We start from the raw sequence: 18,388 nt of genomic DNA, 5'->3' as shown, positions 1-18,388 counted from the left end.
CCATGTTGTAAAAAGCCCGGCTAAGTCCGGGCTTTTTTTATTGCTCGGAAACCACCACCCGGTTTCGGCCGCTTTCCTTGGCCGTATATAAGGCTTTATCCGCTTGTTGCATCCACTGCATATAGTTTCCGGGCGTGGGGGTTAGCTGGGCAATACCCATGCTTATGGTGTATTGAACAGGGGCTACACTGGTATCAACGGTACTCTGTTCAATGCTTTCTCTTATGCGCTCGCAGATTACCCGCGCACCTTCCGCATCGGTTTCCGGCAATATAATTCCGAATTCTTCCCCGCCATATCGACCTATGGTGTCTGATTGGCGCAGGTTGCTTCTGGTGATCGATGCGGCGTGTTTGATGACTTCATCACCGGCCAGATGCCCGCAGGTATCGTTCACTTTTTTGAAATGGTCAAGATCAAACATCACCAGTGAGGTCGCGTGGCCATAGCGGCAGTATCGTTCATACTCGGCGTCCACCAGGTTTTCCCAGGTACCCCGGTTGAGCAGGCCTGTAAGCCGGTCCGTTTTGCTGAGTTTGGCCAGCTGTTCGTTGGCTCGCTCCAGAGCCCGCTTGCTGCTGGCGATATCGGTGACGTCGTACACCATCAGGCACACTTTCTCGACCTGTCCCGTTGTCCCTGAGAGTGGGCTGATGGTGAGGTTCTGGAACATGTATTCTTCCGTACCGGTAATGGGGCGCGTGTTCCGGAATTTGAACAGGTACGGCCGTTGCTCCCACGAGGTGAAGGCACGGGTGTTCAGGAGAGTCACGGCATCTACCTTGCGGGTCAGCCAGGCCTTGGGAATGTCAGGAAAGACATCGAAGAGCACTTTGTCGCGGACCCTGCTTGCGGTGATGCCGCTGTGGTTTTCCATGAAGCCATTCCAGGCCTGAATACGGAAATCCAGATCCAGGACGACGAGTCCCACCTCAACCGATTCCAGCATGTTCGCCATCCAATGGAACGAATTGGCTTCTACTTCCTTAAACCCCATAGATCAGTCCACCAGATATTCGAGACGTTGTTCCAGGAACGGGACAGAATCTTCGGTCAAGAGAACCAGCATGTCGCACTGAATATCCCTGTCTTCCAGTGCATAGCTGATCTCGATGCACAGGAGTTGTTCTTCCCGCGAACTGTGATGTTCAAGCAGTTCGGTGATCTGCCGGTGTTGCCCGAGCACAGTGGGGTGCCCAAGGCCCAGTGTCAGGTCGAGTTGGTCGCCGATTCCCTTGAGAAAGGCACCGAACAGTATGCTGGACATGTCCATCAGCACTTCTATGTTCACGGCGTCGCCGTCCAGAGAATCGTAGTGAAGCATTTCCGCCATTTCCCGGAAACTGGCATCTGCAAACAGCAGCAGTGCTTCGCCCGCAATACCGGCACCGGTAAATCCCTGGCATACGGCGGAGTATGTGTCACCGTGTTGGGCCGCGGAAATTGCCATGTGCAGTTCGGAGTTGGCGATGAAGGCAACCTTTGGAATGGACTGTTTCACGAAAACCCGAAGCAGGCGTGCCAGCAGGTCTGAGGAACGGCCCATAGCCACATTGGCGATTTCCTGCAGGTAGTCACTGAGAGGAACCGAGATTTCGGGTGCTGTGGGCGTGATGTCGTTTTTCAGTAAGCCGTCATTCAACGCGGCGTCTTCGACATCGCCCGCACGATAGAATCCATACTCGTCGAGCAGGCGCACAACAGTGCCGGGTTCTGTCGGCTTCTTTATAAAGTCGATAGCGCCCAGTTTGCGAACACGCTCCCTTGCTTCCGGCTGAATATCTCCGGAGACAACAATGGTGAGAACCGGGAGATCTTCTTTGCGCACGATCTCGAGAACCTGGTAGCCGTCCATCTCGGGCATGTTCAGGTCCAGGAACATCAATTCGGCTTCATGGCCCCGAAGAATTTCCAGTGCTTCCTTTCCATCTGCGGCGTAGATAATTCTGGTCTTCAGCCCCTCCGGAAGGGCTTTTGCCATTTGCTTTCGGGCAAGCGCGGAATCGTCGCAAATAAGGATGCGGGTGGTCATGCAGATCGCCGTGGACAAGGAGGTTAGGTGGCTTAGTGTAACAGGACTCAGCTATGTATACACATGCGCCACATCTTTGTAATCTTTTGTGAACCTGTTCATGGTTGAGGCAGTAATTCCGGTCCGTCGCCAGTGACTGTGACGATGCTCACTCTATTGGCCAGAGCGGCTCGGATATAGTGATTTTGCGGCTAATAAAAATAGTGTGAAACAACCATAGTTGTCGCCTGTCAGCACCGGTAAAACCAAAAGCAAACCGGGCGGCAGTAGGGCCGGGCGTCGAAACTGGCTCTAAAAACACTTATCAGAGAAACGACTTATGAAACAGCAAGCGTACGGATACGCTGCCCTTGCCATGTTTTGTCTGGGTATGGCGCCCGTTGCCCAGGCGGAGTTGAAGCCCATTTCTGACGAAAAAATGGGTGAGGTGACTGGGCAGGCTTTTATGCAGGTTGAAAATATTCCCGGGCCTGATCATCAATTTACTCGCATGACGCTGGGTATCGATGTGGAGACCCGCGTCAATATCGATGACGTAAAGGTTGGTCAGACGGACACCGGGGTCGACTTCTCCGCCACAGATGTTGCGCTCGGGCATATTTCCCGTGATGCAGCCCGCGAGCAATACGATGGCAATACCTATGCCGTCGACGACGTTGTGCCCTTCGAGGCGGTGCAGCCCTATATTGAACTGGCGGAAGTGAATAACGAGTTGGCAGGCTTCCGCATGGGGTTCCAGCAAGCCAGGGGAAGTATCTCGTCCAACACTACATCGTTCAGCGGCAATATTGGTCTCCAGATTGAGGACGCCAACGGCGCTGTCAGTTCAGCGACGTTGTTTGACGCCCAGAACCAGGCCACCAGCTACCGGGCCACCCAGGTTGGCATTGATGATGGCTCGGGTACCTGTACCCCCGGTACCAACTGCGCGCCACTCTCACAGCTGCGATCACTGACAGTCGGTACCGATAACGGTGACGGGACGACCGGCTTTACCGATGATTTCTTTATCGGCTTCCAGCGGGAAAACGTGGACTGGCAGAGCCCGGATGGGGCCAATGTAATCAATGCCGGGAAGGGCGTTTACCTCAACCTCCCCACCAGTATGACCGTGCAGATGAGTACGTTGACCGGCGCCGGCCTTCCGCGTGAGCGGACGCACTATGTTGACCGTGGTAACGGTATTTTCTGAACGGTGCCCGGCCGGGGTTGATTCAGCTGTTCCCCCGGTTTCTGCTAGACTTCGCCGGAACTTGTCGAAACTTATCCGCGCAGGAGTCGCCCACCTTGATCCGCTCGTTCTACTGGCATGACTACGAAACCTTCGGTGTCGATCCGGTTCATGATCGTCCTTCCCAATTTGGCGGTGTAAGAACAGATGCGGATTTGAACGTCATCGAAGACCCCCTGGTTATCTACTGCAAACCGGCGGATGATTACCTGCCATCGCCCGAAGCCTGCCTGATTACGGGAATCACCCCCCAGAAAGCTCTGGAGGGCGGCTACCCGGAAACCGAGTTTATTGCCCAGATTAACGAGGCCTTCAGCCAGCCCGGGACCTGCGTAGTGGGCTACAACAGCCTGCGTTTCGATGATGAAGTGACCCGGCACACCCTCTATCGAAATTTGCGTGACCCCTACGCGCGGGAATGGCAGAACGGCAATTCCCGTTGGGACATCATCGATATGGTGCGGCTGACCTACGCGCTTCGTCCGGAGGGCATTAACTGGCCGAAGAAGGAGGACGGCAGTCCGAGTTTCCGGCTGGAGGAGCTGACGGTAGCGAATGGTATTGCCCATGAAAGTGCCCACGATGCCATGTCGGACGTTCAGGCCACGATTGCGGTCGCCAAACTGATCAAGGAAAAGCAGCCAAAGCTGTTTGATTTTGTGTTGCGGAACAAAGACAAGCATTCAGCCCGCGCAATGCTCGACACCGTTGCCATGAAGCCGGTTTTCCATATTTCAGCCAAGTATCCTGCCAGCAGGGGGTGTTGCGCGATGGTGGCCCCCGTGGCTGATCATCCCACCAACAAGAATCTGGTGATCGTTTATGACCTGCGAGAGGACCCCAGTGAGCTCCTCACGGCCACGCCTGATCAGATTCGTGAGCGGGTATTTACTTCCCAGGCGGAGTTGGGCGAGGGGACCAGCCGATTTCCGTTGAAGGGTGTTCAGCTCAATAAATGCCCTGTGCTGGCACCGGCCAATATGCTCTCAACGCTCTCGCAGGAGCGACTGGAAGAGCTGGCGCTGGACGGAGATACCTTGCGGGCCAACCTTGCGCTTCTCCGAAAGGCCCCCGATCTGCCAGCCAGAATTGCTGAAGCGTTTGACCACCCCCATGAGGGCGACCTGACCGACCCCGATGAGCAGCTGTATGCGGGTGGCTTTATCAGCAAGGCGGATCGGGAGAAGCTGAACTGGGTGCTGCAACAGCCCGTGGAGACGCTGGGCGAGCAGGAAGTTTCCTTTGAGGACGACCGTTTGCAGGCGCTCCTGTTCCGTTACCGGGCGCGTAACTACCCAGACACGCTCGTTGGAGAGGAAATGGAACGTTGGGAGGAGTTCCGCTCCCAGAGACTGATGCATCCCAAAAAGGGCTGGCGATCTCTGGAGGCCTATGCCAACGAATTGCAGCGGCTGGCCGCCGATCCCGAGCTAACGCCGGAAAAGCGACACATCCTTGAAGATCTGCATTTGTACGGGGAGTCGTTGATTCCGTATGTCTGAGCTGGGGGCCAGATGAGGATTTCATCTGGCCCCGGCTGAAGCATTTACCGCCGCCGCTGAAAGTAGACACTCAGAGTCTGGCCCATCAGGCTTTGAACCTCATTTCCCAAGGCCTCTGCCTGAATCTGCTTCTGCACCGGCTGGGTCGCAAGGCTGTGCCCATCTGCATCTCGCGCCTTGACCAGCTTCCATTCAACCTCATTGCTGGCCATGGCCATCAGCTCTTTGAGCTGGGCGGTATCCTGAGGGCGGAACCACCGGTCCCGGCAGCCGCCGAGGCTGTAAAAGCCGTCGTCGTTTACCAGCTCCTGCCATGTCTCGTCCTGACGATTGGCAAGAATCATACGACGCAGTTGCCGAAGCGTGGTTCGGGTGGGCTGGAGTCTGTGTTCTGCGATCAGCTTATGAATCTGCGTGTCGCCGGGCGTTTGCTCGGCAATGGCGGTTTGCATGTGAACGATCGCACCCCCTGACGTGGCGTCGTTGACGAATGCTGTAAGGGAAAGCGCCGTCATGGCCGTCGAGGGCAGGCGACCCACTTCAACCCAGTGCACCTGATGGCCATCGGCGACGAAACGCTGGGCGATAGACCAGGGCCAGAACACGATGTTGTCCATGTTCATTTCAGTGGCCATGCGGGTGGCTTTGGCAATGTTGGCCAGGGACTCGTCAACGGCGATCACTTCAACGTCGTCCAGGTACCGGGCCAGTTCCATGGCGCGCTGGCCGGACTGGGCACCACAAACCAGGATTCGAAGAACGTCTGGCAGACTGTCCGTGGGCAGCTTAAGTTCGTCGGCGATTACGTGCTTGAGGCTGCTCTCGGCGTGGTAGGCCAGGTGTGACCACGTCGGCCAGGCCTGGGGTACGTCTGTTTTTTCCAGGCAAAGCTCGTCAGCTTTTTCGTCGAAGTTCTGCTTGATCGATTCTTCCAGCACGCGATCATAGTAACTGGCAGCCAGAATCGACTGCGTAGCCACAGGCCAGTCGGTGAGGTTCCACTGTCCCAACTGAACCGCAAAGCTCTGATGGAACAGGGCACCGTACATGGCGCTTATGATCAGCGAGCCGATCAAAGCATCCTGAGGCTCACCCAGCGCGAGTTGCGCCTGAACGCTGTCGTTGATTGCAGTCACCAGCCGCTCTTCGTCGTCTTCCGCCGCGAGCGCGTAGCCGGTGCGATCGGCGTACTGGCCGATGGCGAGGGCAAGCCGCTGCAGCTCATCACGCAGTTCAACCGTCTGGGCCACTTCGGCGGTGATCGCGCGACGCAGCATGACCACCAGTTCCTCAACGGCGGGGTTTGGCATCAGCGTTTTCTGCAGGGCCAGAATCAGAAGCTCATCTTCGCTGGCGGCATCAAGCAGGATTTCCGCAGTCGGGTTGTCGAGGTCGTATTGCTGATGGATGATCGCACCAACAAAGCGGCCGATCTCCTGATGGGGCAATCCATCATGCTGAAGCAGAGCGATTGCATCCAGGGCCAACGCACTGTCCGCCTGGTTCACCTCAAGGTGCTGAGCACAGCTCAACATGCCGCTGAAGACAGAGTCCCACTCAGCGCCGGTTTCCAGCAACTTGCGGTAGTGCAGGTAAGCAACATCAAATTGACCCTGCAGGCGCTTGGCATGGGCAACGCCACAGAAAGCGGCGGCGGATTGCCGCTCGCAGTCCAGGGCTTGCAGGAAGTACTGCTCAGCCAGGGCAGGGCGCTCGGTTTTCAGGGCCCAGTAGCCGAGGTTGGCATATTGTTGAGCTTGTCCCGGTTGCGCATTCAGGCTGGCGTTGAAAAGCGTATGGGCCTTTTCCAGTTCGCCGTCGTCCATTTCAACCCGGCCCAGTAGCCCCAGGGCACCGGCATTCTCGGGTTCAAGAGCGAGTGCCTGCTCCAGATAACCGCGGGACCCCTGCCGGGCCTTCAGCCGCTGGATATGGCTGAGCCCGCTACTATTGGACTCGCCATAGGCCAGGTTGGCCTGCAGAAGCAGGCGTGCGGCCGGGGCCTGTTGGGAGCTGGACTCCTGAATGTGATGCTGTGCTTGCATGGGACACCTCAACCGTTCAATTGAAAACCATTAACCCTGGAGCAGCTGCAGCACCTGCTGGGGACGGGCATTGGCCTGAGCCAGAATTGAGAGTCCGGCCTGTTGAAGCACCTGGGTGCGGGCCAGTTCGGCGGACTCTGCCGCAAAATCCGCGTCCCGGATTCGGCTATTTGAGGCTGCCAGGTTTTCGGACGTAGTGCTCAGATTGGCGATCGTGGACTCGAAGCGATTTTGAACCGCACCAAGCTCTGCGCGGATGCCGTTAATAGATTCAATCGCGTAGTCGACGGAGATCATGGCCAGATCCGCGCCGTCCTGAGTTGAAATGTCGGTATCGTTAGCTGACACGGTATTCAAGGCTGCGGTTGCCGCGACAGTCTGAGTGCCACCGCCCGCTGGCGTGATGTCGACGGAAAAGTCCTCGCCGAACTGCGATGAAAAGATCAGCTCATCATTTAACCGGTTCATATTAACGCTGACACCAGTGGTTGGTGACTGCGCATTGATCTGCCCGAGAACATCCTGCAATGAGCCGGCACCGGTTACAGTAACGGGTGTTACAGTGCCATCAATGCCAGTGATATCAAAGGTAATGTCGACGGTCCTGCCTTCATCGAAAATGGTCTCCAGCGTGTCTGTACCATCGGTCAGAGCGAGCAGGTTGGTGGTCTGGTTGATAGTCGAGCCAAGCTGGGAGCCGCGGGTATCGAAACCGGAGACGCTGATGGTGTCACCGGCGTTTGCGCCCACCTGGAAGGTCTGGGTCAGAAGGCTGCCATCCAGAATCTTCAGACCGTTAAACGAGGTCTGGCCGGCAATTCGGTTGATCTCTTCAATCCTTTGCTGGACCTCGGCATTCAGCGCCTGTCGGTCTGAAGGGCTATTGGAGGCGTTGGCCGACTGGACTGCCAGCTCACGGATTCGTTGCAGGTTGGCGGTAATCTCGTCCAGCGCGCCTTCGGTGGTCTGGGCCAGGGAGATGCCGTCATTGGCGTTTCTTTGGGCCATGTTAAGGCCAGTGATCTGGGACTGGAATCGCTCGGAAATTGCCAGGCCGGCCGCGTCGTCTTTGGCGGAGTTAATGCGAAGCCCCGAGGAGAGACGCTGCAAGGCGACGTTGGCGTCGCTCTGAGTTGCGTTCAGATTCCGCTGGGCATTGAGTGATGCAATGTTGGTGTTAATGATCTGAGGCATCTCTTTTCTCCTCGGTTTGATTTGCCGGACAACTTCTTTTGCCGTCGGGATGTTATGCCGGCTAAAAGTTGTTTACCTGAGCGGGTCAAAGCCAATAGCGTGCCAAAAAAGCCGAAAAATTATTAAGGCTATGATAATAAAAGAAAAAATACAGTATATTTGAACCCGGAAGGTTTTCCTGTTTCGTTGAACGGGCGGTCAGGGGCAGAATCTTGCCGCCTGTTCTTCAGGCTGGGTAATTGGAAGATTTTGCTGTCCGTTTGGTGAATCTGGTATTACTTGCCCTTTGGTTGCGAGCTTGGTGCTGTTTCAGGTCTGTTCGCCTCTCGTTTGCGCTGAGCGACCGAATCCCGATCGAGGAAGGTTTAATGTCCGGAAATGATGAAGATGTTGCAGTGCCGTTCATTCGGCGCAAGCAGAAGAACCTTGCGTACTTCCAGAAGTACCGCCCCGAAATATTTGAATATTTCGCCAATTTTGAGCCACGCCATTGCGAATTGATCGTCACTCCTGGTCGTGACGATGTGGACCTACTCGATTCTGGTCAGTCCGTGTATCGGCATCTTGCCCGCGAGTATTCCGATTCGGAAGTCCAGGAGTTTATCAGGAACAATCCCCCGGAAAAGCCGATTGTCAGCATGGAGCCGCCTTACCTCCAAGCGCGGGAGGGTGCCCGTTTTGCATCACAATTCGTGCGGGCGAGCCTTGCAATGAGCAAGGTCACACCGTCCACGTTCAAAGGGTATTATCGGGGCAGCGTTTTACCGTCGGTGGTTTTCCTGGGCTGTGGCCTCGGCTATCACATCGATAGCCTAACAGCCCGTGCCGAAGTCATAGATGCAGTTGTTTTCGAGCCGGATCCGGAGCGGTTCGCTTTGACGTTATTCACGGTTGATTGGGAGGACATCTGTTCCCGTTTCCGGGGAAAGGGGCGATCGATCTCCTTTTGCATAGCGACGAATCCGACCGAAGAGAATGTCCGCCGGGTTCTTGGTTCGAAGGTCGCGGAAATCGTTCCCCTGTATCCCTACTTTAGCTGGTACTACAACCATCTTGCGAACGTGGAGCTTTACCGCATTGCCAAGGATCTGGAAAAGGACCTGCCGGTTGTAGGTGCTAACTGGGGTAACTACGATTTTGAACTGAGAGGCTTCCGAAACGTTTCCCATAACCTGCACTTGCGAGGGGCGCATGTTAGGCCCTATCAGTTGGAGGAATCGGATATGCCTGTGGCTGTTGTGGGTAGTGGGCCATCTCTGGATGCCCGCATCGAGGAGCTCAAGTCCAATCGGGGCAGGCTGATCGTAATGAGCGCCGGTACTGGCCTCCGTGCGCTTCTGAGTCACGGTATCAGGCCGGACTTCCACGTCGAACTCGACGCTGACTATATGATTTATGAGATGCTCGGTGACATTGACGAGCAGTTCGGCCTCCAGGGAATTACCCTGCTATGCACGGTCAGCGTCAATCCGCTGGTGCCGCCGCTATTTGAGAATTATCGCTTTTATTTTTCCAACGAGTACTACATTCCCGCTTTTCTGGGTTTGAGCGCTGACTCGATTCCTGGCTGCTCTCCCACCTGTACCAATGCGGCACTGGCTCTGGCGTTTGCTTATGGTTTCCGGAATATTTTCCTGTTCGGGACGGATTACGGTTACCAGGATAAGTCTCAGCACCACTCGCGGTTTTCAGTTTATGGTCAGGAATCCAGAACCGACTTCGCCTCGCGGTTCCAGAAAGAAACCGCCAGCGATACAGAGGCTCGGCCAAAATTCGAGACCGAGGGGGTAAACGGATCCACGGTTATAACCCAGGGTGACTACTTCACTGCCAAGCGCGCGGTGGAGAACTACTTGGTCGATCGCAAAAGCCAGGGGCTCAGTTTTTCTGTAAGAAACTGTTCGGACGGTGCGCTGATTGAGGGCGCCGAATGGTTGCCTATTCACGCACTTAGTGAATTGTTAGGGGCTGCCTCAGCCGAAAAACGGGATGCGCTAATTGAAGCCGTTCAAGGGTGCGCACTGGAGATGCCAGATTATGACACGGGTCAGGTTTTCGGGGCTGTTTCCAAAGAGGTTTCCGATACGGCCCGGGAATTCCTTTCTGTACTTAAGAACAGTCGTCTCTCAGGTCGCAAGGATCTGATTGTCGTGTGCAACCAGATCCGGGATTACCTGAACAGGGTGGGGCCGGGCAGTGGCAGGCGTTCCCCTGTTGTGGTCCAGTTGATGGGATGGCAGATCTTGAAAGGAACCGTGCAGCGTTTTTTGCAAATGGGTCTGTGCCATGGTCTCGCGCATAAGGATGAGGAGTTGCAGCCGTTCCTCGATCATTGGGGTGGCACCTTTAAAGCCTTTCTTGAGGAGCTGCCCGAGCATTTTTCATCCGTGATTCTAGCCAATTTAGAGCCGGCGGAGGATCCGTGGGTGACAACGCGCCTGATGAGCGCCGAACCGGAAAGAGCCTGATTGTTTTGGTTTAACAATTTGTTACATGAAATTTTGAGGGAACACTAAAGCTAAGGGGGTAGCTGCCGTTAAGTGGAATAACAGGGCAGCGTTCCCAAAAGAAGAACTGGGGGCTGGCCTTTCTAAAGTGTCGAAACACAATTTTGAAGGGGAAGCATCATGGCTCTCGGAATCAACACCAACGTCGCATCTCTCAGCGCCCAGAACCAGCTGAGCAAGTCTCAGGGTCTGAGCGATCAGGCTCTTGAGCGCCTGTCTTCTGGCCTGCGGATTAACTCTGCCAAAGACGATGCAGCCGGTCTGGCAATCTCAACCCGCTTTGACACTCAGATCCGTGGTCTGACCGTTGCACAGCGTAACGCCAATGATGGCATCTCCATGGTTCAGACTGCCGAAGGTGGTCTCGATGAAACGGTTGCAAACCTTCAGCGTATCCGTGAGCTTGCCGTGCAGGCTGCCAACGGTTCCAATACTGACGCAGACCGGACTTTGCTGCAGGCGGAAGTGTCTCAGCGTGTATCGGAGATCACCCGCATTGCTGACGACACGCAGTTCAACGGCTTGAACGTGCTGGACGGCACCTTGGGTGGCGGTGTGGCTTTTCAGGTAGGCGCTAACGCTGGTCAAACCATCACCATCGATTTTAACTCAACTATGAACGCGACTGGCCTGGGTCTCAGTGGTATTTCCATCTCCAGCGCAGGCGGAGCGAGTGCGGCGCTGGCGACCATTGATGGCGCCCTGTCTGAAGTAAACGCCTTCCGCGCCGACCTGGGTGCAGTGCAGAACCGGTTCGAAAGCACCATTAACAACCTCGGCACCAACATCGAGAACCTGAGTGCTTCCAACAGCCGGATCGTGGACGCAGACTTCGCCGCTGAAACCGCGAAACTTGCCAAGGCGAACGTACTGCAGCAGGCCGGTATTTCGGTACTTGCGCAGGCGAACGCTCGTCCCAACCAGGTGCTGGCTCTCCTGCAGTAACAAGGAGCAGCCGGGGATTACCGGCTCTGCCTTAGGTAGGGCTGGTTAATTCCATCCAGGGACAGCGAGGTGGATCATGAATGACGTAAACCTGAATAGCCCGGATTTGAAGCTGGTTCGCTCCAGTGAACAGGCTCCGACTCGGGCGTCAGTGTCACCTCGAGCAGATGACAGAAATGTCTCCGCGCAGGGAGCTTTGTCCTCCGGTAACCCGACCTCGAATGTGGCTCCGGCCTCATCAGCATCGAAAGATGCTCCGTCTCCCCTTGTAGAAAATCAGCGAGTGGTTGATGGTAAAGATCTGGGTCGCGCGGTATCTCAGCTGAATGACTATGTCCAGAACGTGCAAAGAGATCTGCAGTTCGAGGTGGGGCAGGCGCTCGGTGAAACGATCGTGAGGGTTGTAGACCAGGAAACCCAGAAAGTTATTCGTCAGATTCCGGATGAGGTTGCATTGAGGTTGGCAGAAAACTTGCAGCAGGATGAACCGCTAACGCTGTTTGACCTGAAAGTCTGAACCGCAAGTCGTGAGCTGAATGATGAGAATCTGCGTTAGCGCCGCTGCCCTGCTGGGCTGGCGGCGTTATCGTTTTTTCTGAACCCGAAGGCGACTAACAAACAGTTACTGAAAAATGGCGGGAAAGGGCAAAGTTTTGCCGCTTGCTGCCGCTATATAAAGATAGAACAGGCAAGCCTTGCAGGAGGCTCGATATGGCAGGAATTTCATCGCTGGGTGCTGGCTCCGGAATCTTCAGCGCCGATCTGGTTGACAAGTTGATCAGCGCAGAGCGACAGCCGGTTGAGCTCCGTTTAAATCGCAGGGAGAGTGAAGCTCAAACCAAGATTTCCGCGTTTGGTGCCTTACGAAACGCTTTAGAGTCCTTGAAAGCGCCACTCGAAACCCTGGCATCCTCTGATGGCCTGAAGGCATTGACGGCCAACTCTTCCAACGAATCGGTTGCGACGGTGAACGTCGACGCGTCTGTGGCCAGCCGTGGATCATACAGCGTTAACGTGACGCAGTTGGCTCAGGCGCAGTCGCTCGCCTCTGGAAGCTTCGCAGATTCAGATACGACAACGGTTGGTACTGGTTCGCTAACGTTTACCGTCAACGGTGTAAGCACTGATATCACGGTAGATGGCAGCAACAATACGCTTCAGGGTCTCGCCGACTCGATCAATGATTCGGGTGCAGGTTTGTCTGCGGGTGTTGTGGATACCGGTAGTGGATTTCGCCTGGTTCTGTCTTCTGATGAGAGCGGGTTGGAGAACGCAATTCAGGTTTCAGTGACCGACAGTGATGGTAACAACACCGATGCCTCAGGGCTTTCCCAGTTTGCCTTTGATGGCACAACGTCGAACCTGACAGAAACGGTTGCAGCGAAAGATGCGTTGCTGGAAGTCAATGGCATCTCGATCAGCCGGTCTTCCAATACCGTTGAAGACGTGGTGGAGGGTGTTACTTTCGACGTGAAGTCCGTAGGTACCTCCTCAGTCAAGGTGGAAAGGGATCCAGACGAGGTTGCTGGCCGCGTTCAGGAATTTGTAGACCAATACAACGCGCTTCAGGACGTCATCGACAAGGCGTCCGGCTACAATGCAGAAACGGGTGTCGGCGGGATCTTGTCGGGCGACTCGACGATCCGGAATATTGAGCGGGATTTACGTTCAGGTCTGACGACGGTGCCCGCCGGTATGGAGAACAGTACCGTTCGAACGCTGGCAGATCTCGGCATCAAGACTGAGCCGAGTACAGGCAAGCTTGAGTTTGACGCGTCCGTCTTCAAGGAAAAGCTTGAAGCCGACCCGCAGGCAGTGACAGCTCTGTTTTCGGAGCAGAATGGCGTGAATGGCATTGCCGGAAAGATTGAAGCAACCATTGAGAATTACCTTGCAAGCGACGGTGCAATCTCGGGGCGGACGAAAGGTCTGAATAATGCCCTGGATCAGATTCAGGAACAGAGGGATCGGCTTGACCTGCGGATGGAGACCTATCGCGAGCGTTTGGTCGCGCAGTTTTCGGCGGCGGACTCTTTGATCTCACAGTTAAACAGTACGGGCAATTACATCAGCCAGCAGCTGGCAGCGATTGCACCTCAGCAATCCAGCGGCAGCCAGCAGTAAACGGCGCTGAACTCGAAGAGGTTACTTATGAACGGCCTTCAGCAATACCAGCAAATCAATACCCAGACCAGCATTACCGATGCGGATCCACACAAGCTGATCCAGCTTCTTTATCAGGGAGCCCTTGAGCGTATCAATATGGCCAAGGCCAAACTTCAGGCCGGAGATTACGATGCCAAAGGCAAGCTGATCCTGAAAGTGATGGACATCGTTGCGGCACTCCGGGGATTTCTGGATAAAGAGCAGGGCGGAGACCTTTCCGAACGCCTCGACGCACTCTATGAATATATGGAACGCGCGCTCTGGGAAGCGAACGCCCGCAACGATGTTGACCGTCTCGACGAGGTTGCTGATTTGCTGCGCTCTATCAAAGAAGGCTGGGATGGTATTCGGGAAGAGGTAGTTGCTCAGCAACAGGCTGGCTGATTCAGAAACAATTCACTTCCTCTTCTTATTCTGGTCGGGCCTTTTGGGGTCCGATCAGGATCTTTCGCTGTCATACCCTGGCCCAATAGCCATTCCCCCCGCTCTGCCGTACAATGTGCGCCTTATTTTCGATACATCCATTCTGTTCAGTCTGGAGCAAAGGCATGTCTGATATTAAAAAGGTGGTCCTGGCCTATTCCGGTGGCCTGGATACTTCCGTGATCGTTCGGTGGTTGCAGGATACCTATAACTGTGAGGTGGTGACCTTCACCGCCGACATTGGCCAGGGCGAGGAAGTCGAGCCGGCGCGTGCGAAAGCGGAAGCGCTGGGCGTTAAAGAAATTTACATCGAGGACCTGCGCGAAGAGTTCGTGCGTGATTACGTGTTCCCGATGTTCCGCGCAAACACCATCTACGAAGGTGAGTACCTGCTGGGCACCTCCATTGCCCGTCCCCTGATTGCCAAGAGACTGATCGATATTGCCAACGAGACGGGCGCTGATGCCATCTCTCACGGCGCGACCGGCAAGGGTAACGACCAGGTTCGTTTCGAGCTGGGTGCTTATGCGCTCAAGCCGGGCGTACAGGTGATCGCGCCCTGGCGTGAGTGGGATCTGAATTCCCGCGAAAAGCTGCTTCAGTACTGTGAAGAGCGCGACATCCCGGTAGAAATGAAGAAGGGCAAAAGCCCGTACTCCATGGATGCCAACCTGCTGCACATTTCCTATGAAGGCATCAATCTGGAAGATCCCTGGGCGGAAGCCGAGGAAGATATGTGGCGCTGGAGCGTGTCTCCGGAAGCTGCACCAGACAAGCCGACCTACGTTGAGCTGACCTACCGGAAAGGCGACATTGTTGCCATCGACGGCCAGGAAATGAAAGCTCACGAAGTGCTGGAAAACCTGAACAAGGTAGCCGGCGCCAATGGCATTGGTCGTCTGGATATCGTTGAGAACCGTTATGTGGGCATGAAGTCCCGTGGCTGTTACGAAACCCCGGGCGGCACCATCATGCTGCGTGCCCACCGTGCTATCGAGTCCATCACGCTAGACCGTGAAGTGGCGCACCTGAAAGACAGCATCATGCCGCGCTACGCCGAAGTGATTTATAACGGCTACTGGTGGTCTCCTGAGCGTGAAGCGCTGCAGGCGCTGATTGATCAGACTCAGGAATACGTGAACGGCACAGTTCGTCTGAAGCTCTACAAGGGCAACGTCGATGTTGCCGGGCGTAAGTCGGACGATTCACTGTTTGACGAGAAGATCGCCACCTTCGAAGAAGATCAGGGCGCCTATGATCAGAAGGATGCAGAAGGCTTCATCAAGCTGAACGCTCTGCGTTTGCGTATTGCTGCCGGCAAAGGCCGCAAGCTTTAAGCCTGCCCTCTGGACGCCCGGAACTCTCCGGGCGTCTTTCCTTTCACTGCCTTGAATTTCCGGTGAAACGATGTGGTTTCAATGTATCCCAGCCTTAACGCAATCTCCGGAATCGGTAGCTCACTGTTTAGCAGGTAGTCCTCTGCCATTTTCAGACGAACCTCATCCAGAAGTTTCTGGTAGGACACGCCTTCCTGGCTGAGCTTTCGCTGTAACGTGCGGCTTGTCATGCCCAGATCGTCCGCGACCATATCCTGCCGCGTTATGCCGTGCACCAGTTGCTGCTGAATGCTGTACTTCACCTTTGAAGTCAGGTCGCTGTCGGTATCGAGGGAGGCCAGTTGGGTGAGGGCGTGTGCTTCCAGCGTTTTCCGCAGCAGGGGGTCGGGTTGTCGCAGCCGCGTATCCAGGAGTTCCTTTTTGAGCGTGATGCTGTTTTCATCCGCACCGAACTGAACGGGACAGTGCCAGCGGCTTTGGTAGGCCCGCTCAAGCTTTTCGCCCGGAGACTGTCTTTTCAGCCGCACAAGGGACGGGGAGGCGGTGTCGTTACCGGACAGCCAGCGTGCGTAGTTCACCCAGGAGGAAAAAACATTGTCCACCAGGTGAGGTTGCACCATGGGGTCGTCATAGTTGCAGTTCCATGCCAGCGTTATCTCATCGCCATTTACGGCCAGGCGCGTGGTGCCCATGTCGCCCACCAGCTTTTCAAATGGCGCGATTCTGGCGACTGCCTCGCCAAGAGTCGCGCAGCTCATGGTGATATACCCAAGGACACTGTATGTACCGGGCTGAACAAAGTCTCCAGTTTCCAGCCCGAGAACAGGGTTCCTGGTTTGTTCAACGAGCAGGTGTATGAAGTGCTGAAGCTGCTCTCCGTCAATCCGTCCGTCGTCGGTATCCAGTATTGCAGGGTTCAGGCTGGCCTTGTCGAAAAGCCTGGTTATATCGACACCGGCAGACTCGGCGGCACGGACGTATTGGCGAAGGGCAGCTACAGAAGCGGTTCCGAGGGATCTCATGGTTACAGCGCATTTTTGGAGTAATTGTAGCGAGAGTATAACGGAAGTTGAGCGAGGGCGGGCACTTGCAGTCGTTGCCTGGAGGGGCTCGTACGATGCCGGCCCCTGAGATATTACGGAACTCCAGAAAATAAAAAGGCCAGCTAAAAAGCTGGCCCGGAATAAGGAGAGAACGAAAGTGCCTGAAAAATTCGTTAATCCTGTGGATCGCTTTCCCCATATGGCGGCGGAGGTACTACTCGGCTCCTCCACCATGGGGGATACTGCTTAAATCCACAATTTCAGAATAGGGTGTTCGCTCTTCTGTGTCTGTGTGTGATGTGTGTCGCACTGTTACAGATTGTTCGTTAAATGACCATCTGTGTCTCAGGCCTCTTCCCTGGTTTCCGGGGACGTCTCGGTGAAGCGTCGGGTCTCGTAGGCGTCAACCAGGCCCTGAACTGCGGCGCGCTCCATATCCCGTACGGAGGGGGTGCCGTTCTGGGCGTTAGTCCTGCATAACACCATGCCCGCTTCCACGGATATATAGCCGGCAGTTGTCTTGAAAGCCTTGTGATTGATGCCATCAAAGACGCGCCGGAAAGCGGTCGTTGAGCAATGGTCGCTGTTCGGGAAGTAGGCAATGATCGCGTACTGATTGTCGCCTACCCGGCATAATGCATCGATCGGGCGAATCAGGGTGCTTAGCCGGCGGGCAATACCGATTGCCAGTTCGCTCATCACCGTTGGCGGGTGTTTGCGTTTAAGTTCCTGCCAGTTGCGGATACCGCACAGAACATACGCCGTAGAGCCGCCGCGGGACTCTGAGTGGCGGAGCATCTTGCCGAGCCTTTCGTGACCATACTTGTTGTTGCCCAGGCCGGTTTCAAGATCGATGATGTTGGTGGCTTCCAGGTCCCGGTTATTTTCGATGAGCAGGGAATTGGCGCGCAACAACGTATTCTGGCGATCGGCCATTCGGTTCGCTGCGAAGATCCGGGGGATCAGCTGCTTGGTCATGTCCGATTTGTAGATGAAGTCGTCCACTCCCCGGTCAAACGCTTCTGAGAGGGCTTCAACGCTCTCCCGTGCCGTGAGAAGAATCACGTAGGTGTAGTGATTGTTCTGCTCGTCCTGTTGCCGCACCTGGTCTGTTAGCTCAAGGCCATCCATTTCCGGCATCAGCCAGTCGGCGATCAGAACACTGACGGGGCGCTGTTCGATGAGTTCGAGAGCTGAAGATGCATTGTTGACGATACGTACGTCGCGATAGCCGGCATTTCGCAGGGTGCGTCCAACCACCATACTGCTGAACTTGGCGTCATCGACGACGAGAATGGGTAGGTCCAGGTTTGGCATTGTTATCTACGTCTCACCAGTCCATTGTCAGATGCGGTGCCCTATGCCGGATGCGCCCCGGCGTGGGTCTTGCTATGCTTTGGCACCTTAAACATCCGGGAATTAATTGAGGCCACATTATACCCCTAGTGGCCGTTGGAGAATAACGACCATGCCTTCTTTTGACATTGTTTCTGAAATTGATATGCACGAAGTCACCAATGCGGTGGACCAGGCAAACCGAGAGCTGGGCAATCGCTGGGACTTCAAGAATGTGGAAGCGGACATTGAGCTTGATGACAAGGGCCTCACCATCAGTGCCCAGGAGGAGTTCCAGCTGGAGCAGTTGATGGACATGCTGCGGATGGCCTTTGCCAAACGCAACATAGACGGTCGGGCTCTGTCTGAGGACGGTGAGAGCAAGGCAGGGAAGCTGGTGAAACAGCATTTGCTGCTGAAGCAGGGCATCGAAACGGATATGGCCAAAAAGATCGTGAAAATGATCAAGGACGCCAAGCTCAAGGTTCAGGCCAGTATCCAGGGTGACAAGGTCCGGGTGAATGGCAAGAAGCGGGACGATCTGCAAACTGCGATTGCCCTGCTGAAAGAGGCAGAATTGGATATTCCTCTGCAATTTAATAACTTCCGCGACTGATCCGGGGGATCT

15 protein-coding genes are annotated in these 18,388 nt (G+C 55.3%); 9 read left to right on the top strand and 6 right to left on the bottom strand.

What is annotated here, in order from left to right; all coding sequences use genetic code 11:
- Nucleotides 1-37 precede the first annotated feature (37 nt).
- Nucleotides 38-997, bottom strand: coding sequence for a sensor domain-containing diguanylate cyclase (locus KFJ24_RS09095; RefSeq protein WP_250830758.1), 960 nt, complete (start codon nt 995-997; stop codon nt 38-40).
- Between the two features lie 3 nt (nt 998-1,000).
- A complete protein-coding gene (locus tag KFJ24_RS09090) occupies nt 1,001-2,032 on the bottom strand; it encodes a response regulator (protein ID WP_250830757.1) in 1,032 nt (343 codons plus the stop codon).
- Between the two features lie 319 nt (nt 2,033-2,351).
- On the opposite strand from KFJ24_RS09090, the gene KFJ24_RS09085 reads away from it, so the two are divergent.
- Entirely contained in the window at nt 2,352-3,224 is an 873-nt protein-coding gene (locus KFJ24_RS09085; protein WP_250830756.1) for a hypothetical protein, read from the top strand.
- A gap of 95 nt (nt 3,225-3,319) precedes the next feature.
- A complete protein-coding gene (gene sbcB / locus KFJ24_RS09080) occupies nt 3,320-4,765 on the top strand; it encodes an exodeoxyribonuclease I (protein WP_250830755.1) in 1,446 nt (481 codons plus the stop codon).
- Between the two features lie 44 nt (nt 4,766-4,809).
- Here the strand turns inward: sbcB and KFJ24_RS09075 are convergent, their stop codons facing one another.
- On the bottom strand, nt 4,810-6,810 hold the full coding sequence (locus KFJ24_RS09075; RefSeq protein ID WP_250830754.1) for a tetratricopeptide repeat protein: 2,001 nt from the start codon (nt 6,808-6,810) through the stop codon (nt 4,810-4,812).
- Between the two features lie 30 nt (nt 6,811-6,840).
- Nucleotides 6,841-8,004 (bottom strand): flagellin, encoded by a 1,164-nt coding sequence (locus KFJ24_RS09070; protein ID WP_250830753.1) that lies wholly within the window; start codon nt 8,002-8,004, stop codon nt 6,841-6,843.
- A gap of 368 nt (nt 8,005-8,372) precedes the next feature.
- On the opposite strand from KFJ24_RS09070, the gene KFJ24_RS09065 reads away from it, so the two are divergent.
- From KFJ24_RS09065 to KFJ24_RS09040, 6 genes are all read left to right on the top strand, one after another.
- Nucleotides 8,373-10,472 (top strand): motility associated factor glycosyltransferase family protein, encoded by a 2,100-nt coding sequence (locus tag KFJ24_RS09065; protein WP_250830752.1) that lies wholly within the window; start codon nt 8,373-8,375, stop codon nt 10,470-10,472.
- Nucleotides 10,473-10,631: 159 nt separating this feature from the next.
- Entirely contained in the window at nt 10,632-11,456 is an 825-nt protein-coding gene (locus KFJ24_RS09060) for a flagellin domain-containing protein (protein WP_250830751.1), read from the top strand.
- Between the two features lie 76 nt (nt 11,457-11,532).
- Nucleotides 11,533-11,973 carry a flagellar protein FlaG gene (locus tag KFJ24_RS09055; protein ID WP_250830750.1) on the top strand — a complete coding sequence of 147 codons (441 nt, stop codon included), beginning with the start codon at nt 11,533-11,535 and terminating at the stop codon, nt 11,971-11,973.
- A gap of 194 nt (nt 11,974-12,167) precedes the next feature.
- Complete coding sequence (gene fliD, locus KFJ24_RS09050) at nt 12,168-13,580, top strand: flagellar filament capping protein FliD (RefSeq protein WP_250830749.1); 1,413 nt, start codon at nt 12,168-12,170, stop codon at nt 13,578-13,580.
- A 27-nt stretch (nt 13,581-13,607) separates the two neighbouring features.
- Nucleotides 13,608-14,006, top strand: a complete 399-nt coding sequence (fliS, locus tag KFJ24_RS09045; RefSeq protein WP_250830748.1) for a flagellar export chaperone FliS — start codon at nt 13,608-13,610, stop codon at nt 14,004-14,006.
- Between the two features lie 164 nt (nt 14,007-14,170).
- Complete coding sequence (locus KFJ24_RS09040) at nt 14,171-15,382, top strand: argininosuccinate synthase (protein WP_250830747.1); 1,212 nt, start codon at nt 14,171-14,173, stop codon at nt 15,380-15,382.
- Here the strand turns inward: KFJ24_RS09040 and KFJ24_RS09035 are convergent.
- Together KFJ24_RS09035 and KFJ24_RS09030 are read right to left on the bottom strand one after the other, a co-directional pair.
- Complete coding sequence (locus KFJ24_RS09035; RefSeq protein ID WP_250830746.1) at nt 15,379-16,404, bottom strand: AraC family transcriptional regulator; 1,026 nt, start codon at nt 16,402-16,404, stop codon at nt 15,379-15,381. The genes KFJ24_RS09040 and KFJ24_RS09035 overlap by 4 nt on opposite strands.
- 366 nt (nt 16,405-16,770) lie before the next feature.
- On the bottom strand, nt 16,771-17,742 hold the full coding sequence (locus tag KFJ24_RS09030) for a response regulator (RefSeq protein WP_250830745.1): 972 nt from the start codon (nt 17,740-17,742) through the stop codon (nt 16,771-16,773).
- A gap of 151 nt (nt 17,743-17,893) precedes the next feature.
- On the opposite strand from KFJ24_RS09030, the gene KFJ24_RS09025 reads away from it, so the two are divergent.
- A complete protein-coding gene (locus tag KFJ24_RS09025) occupies nt 17,894-18,376 on the top strand; it encodes a YajQ family cyclic di-GMP-binding protein (RefSeq protein WP_250830744.1) in 483 nt (160 codons plus the stop codon).
- The last annotated feature ends 12 nt before the right edge of the window (nt 18,377-18,388 follow it).

This window comes from Marinobacter sediminum, from assembly GCF_023657445.1.
Taxonomy (GTDB): domain Bacteria; phylum Pseudomonadota; class Gammaproteobacteria; order Pseudomonadales; family Oleiphilaceae; genus Marinobacter; species Marinobacter sediminum_A.
Note: the sequence above shows the minus strand (reverse complement) of the source record. Positions and strands in the feature narration are given on the sequence as shown.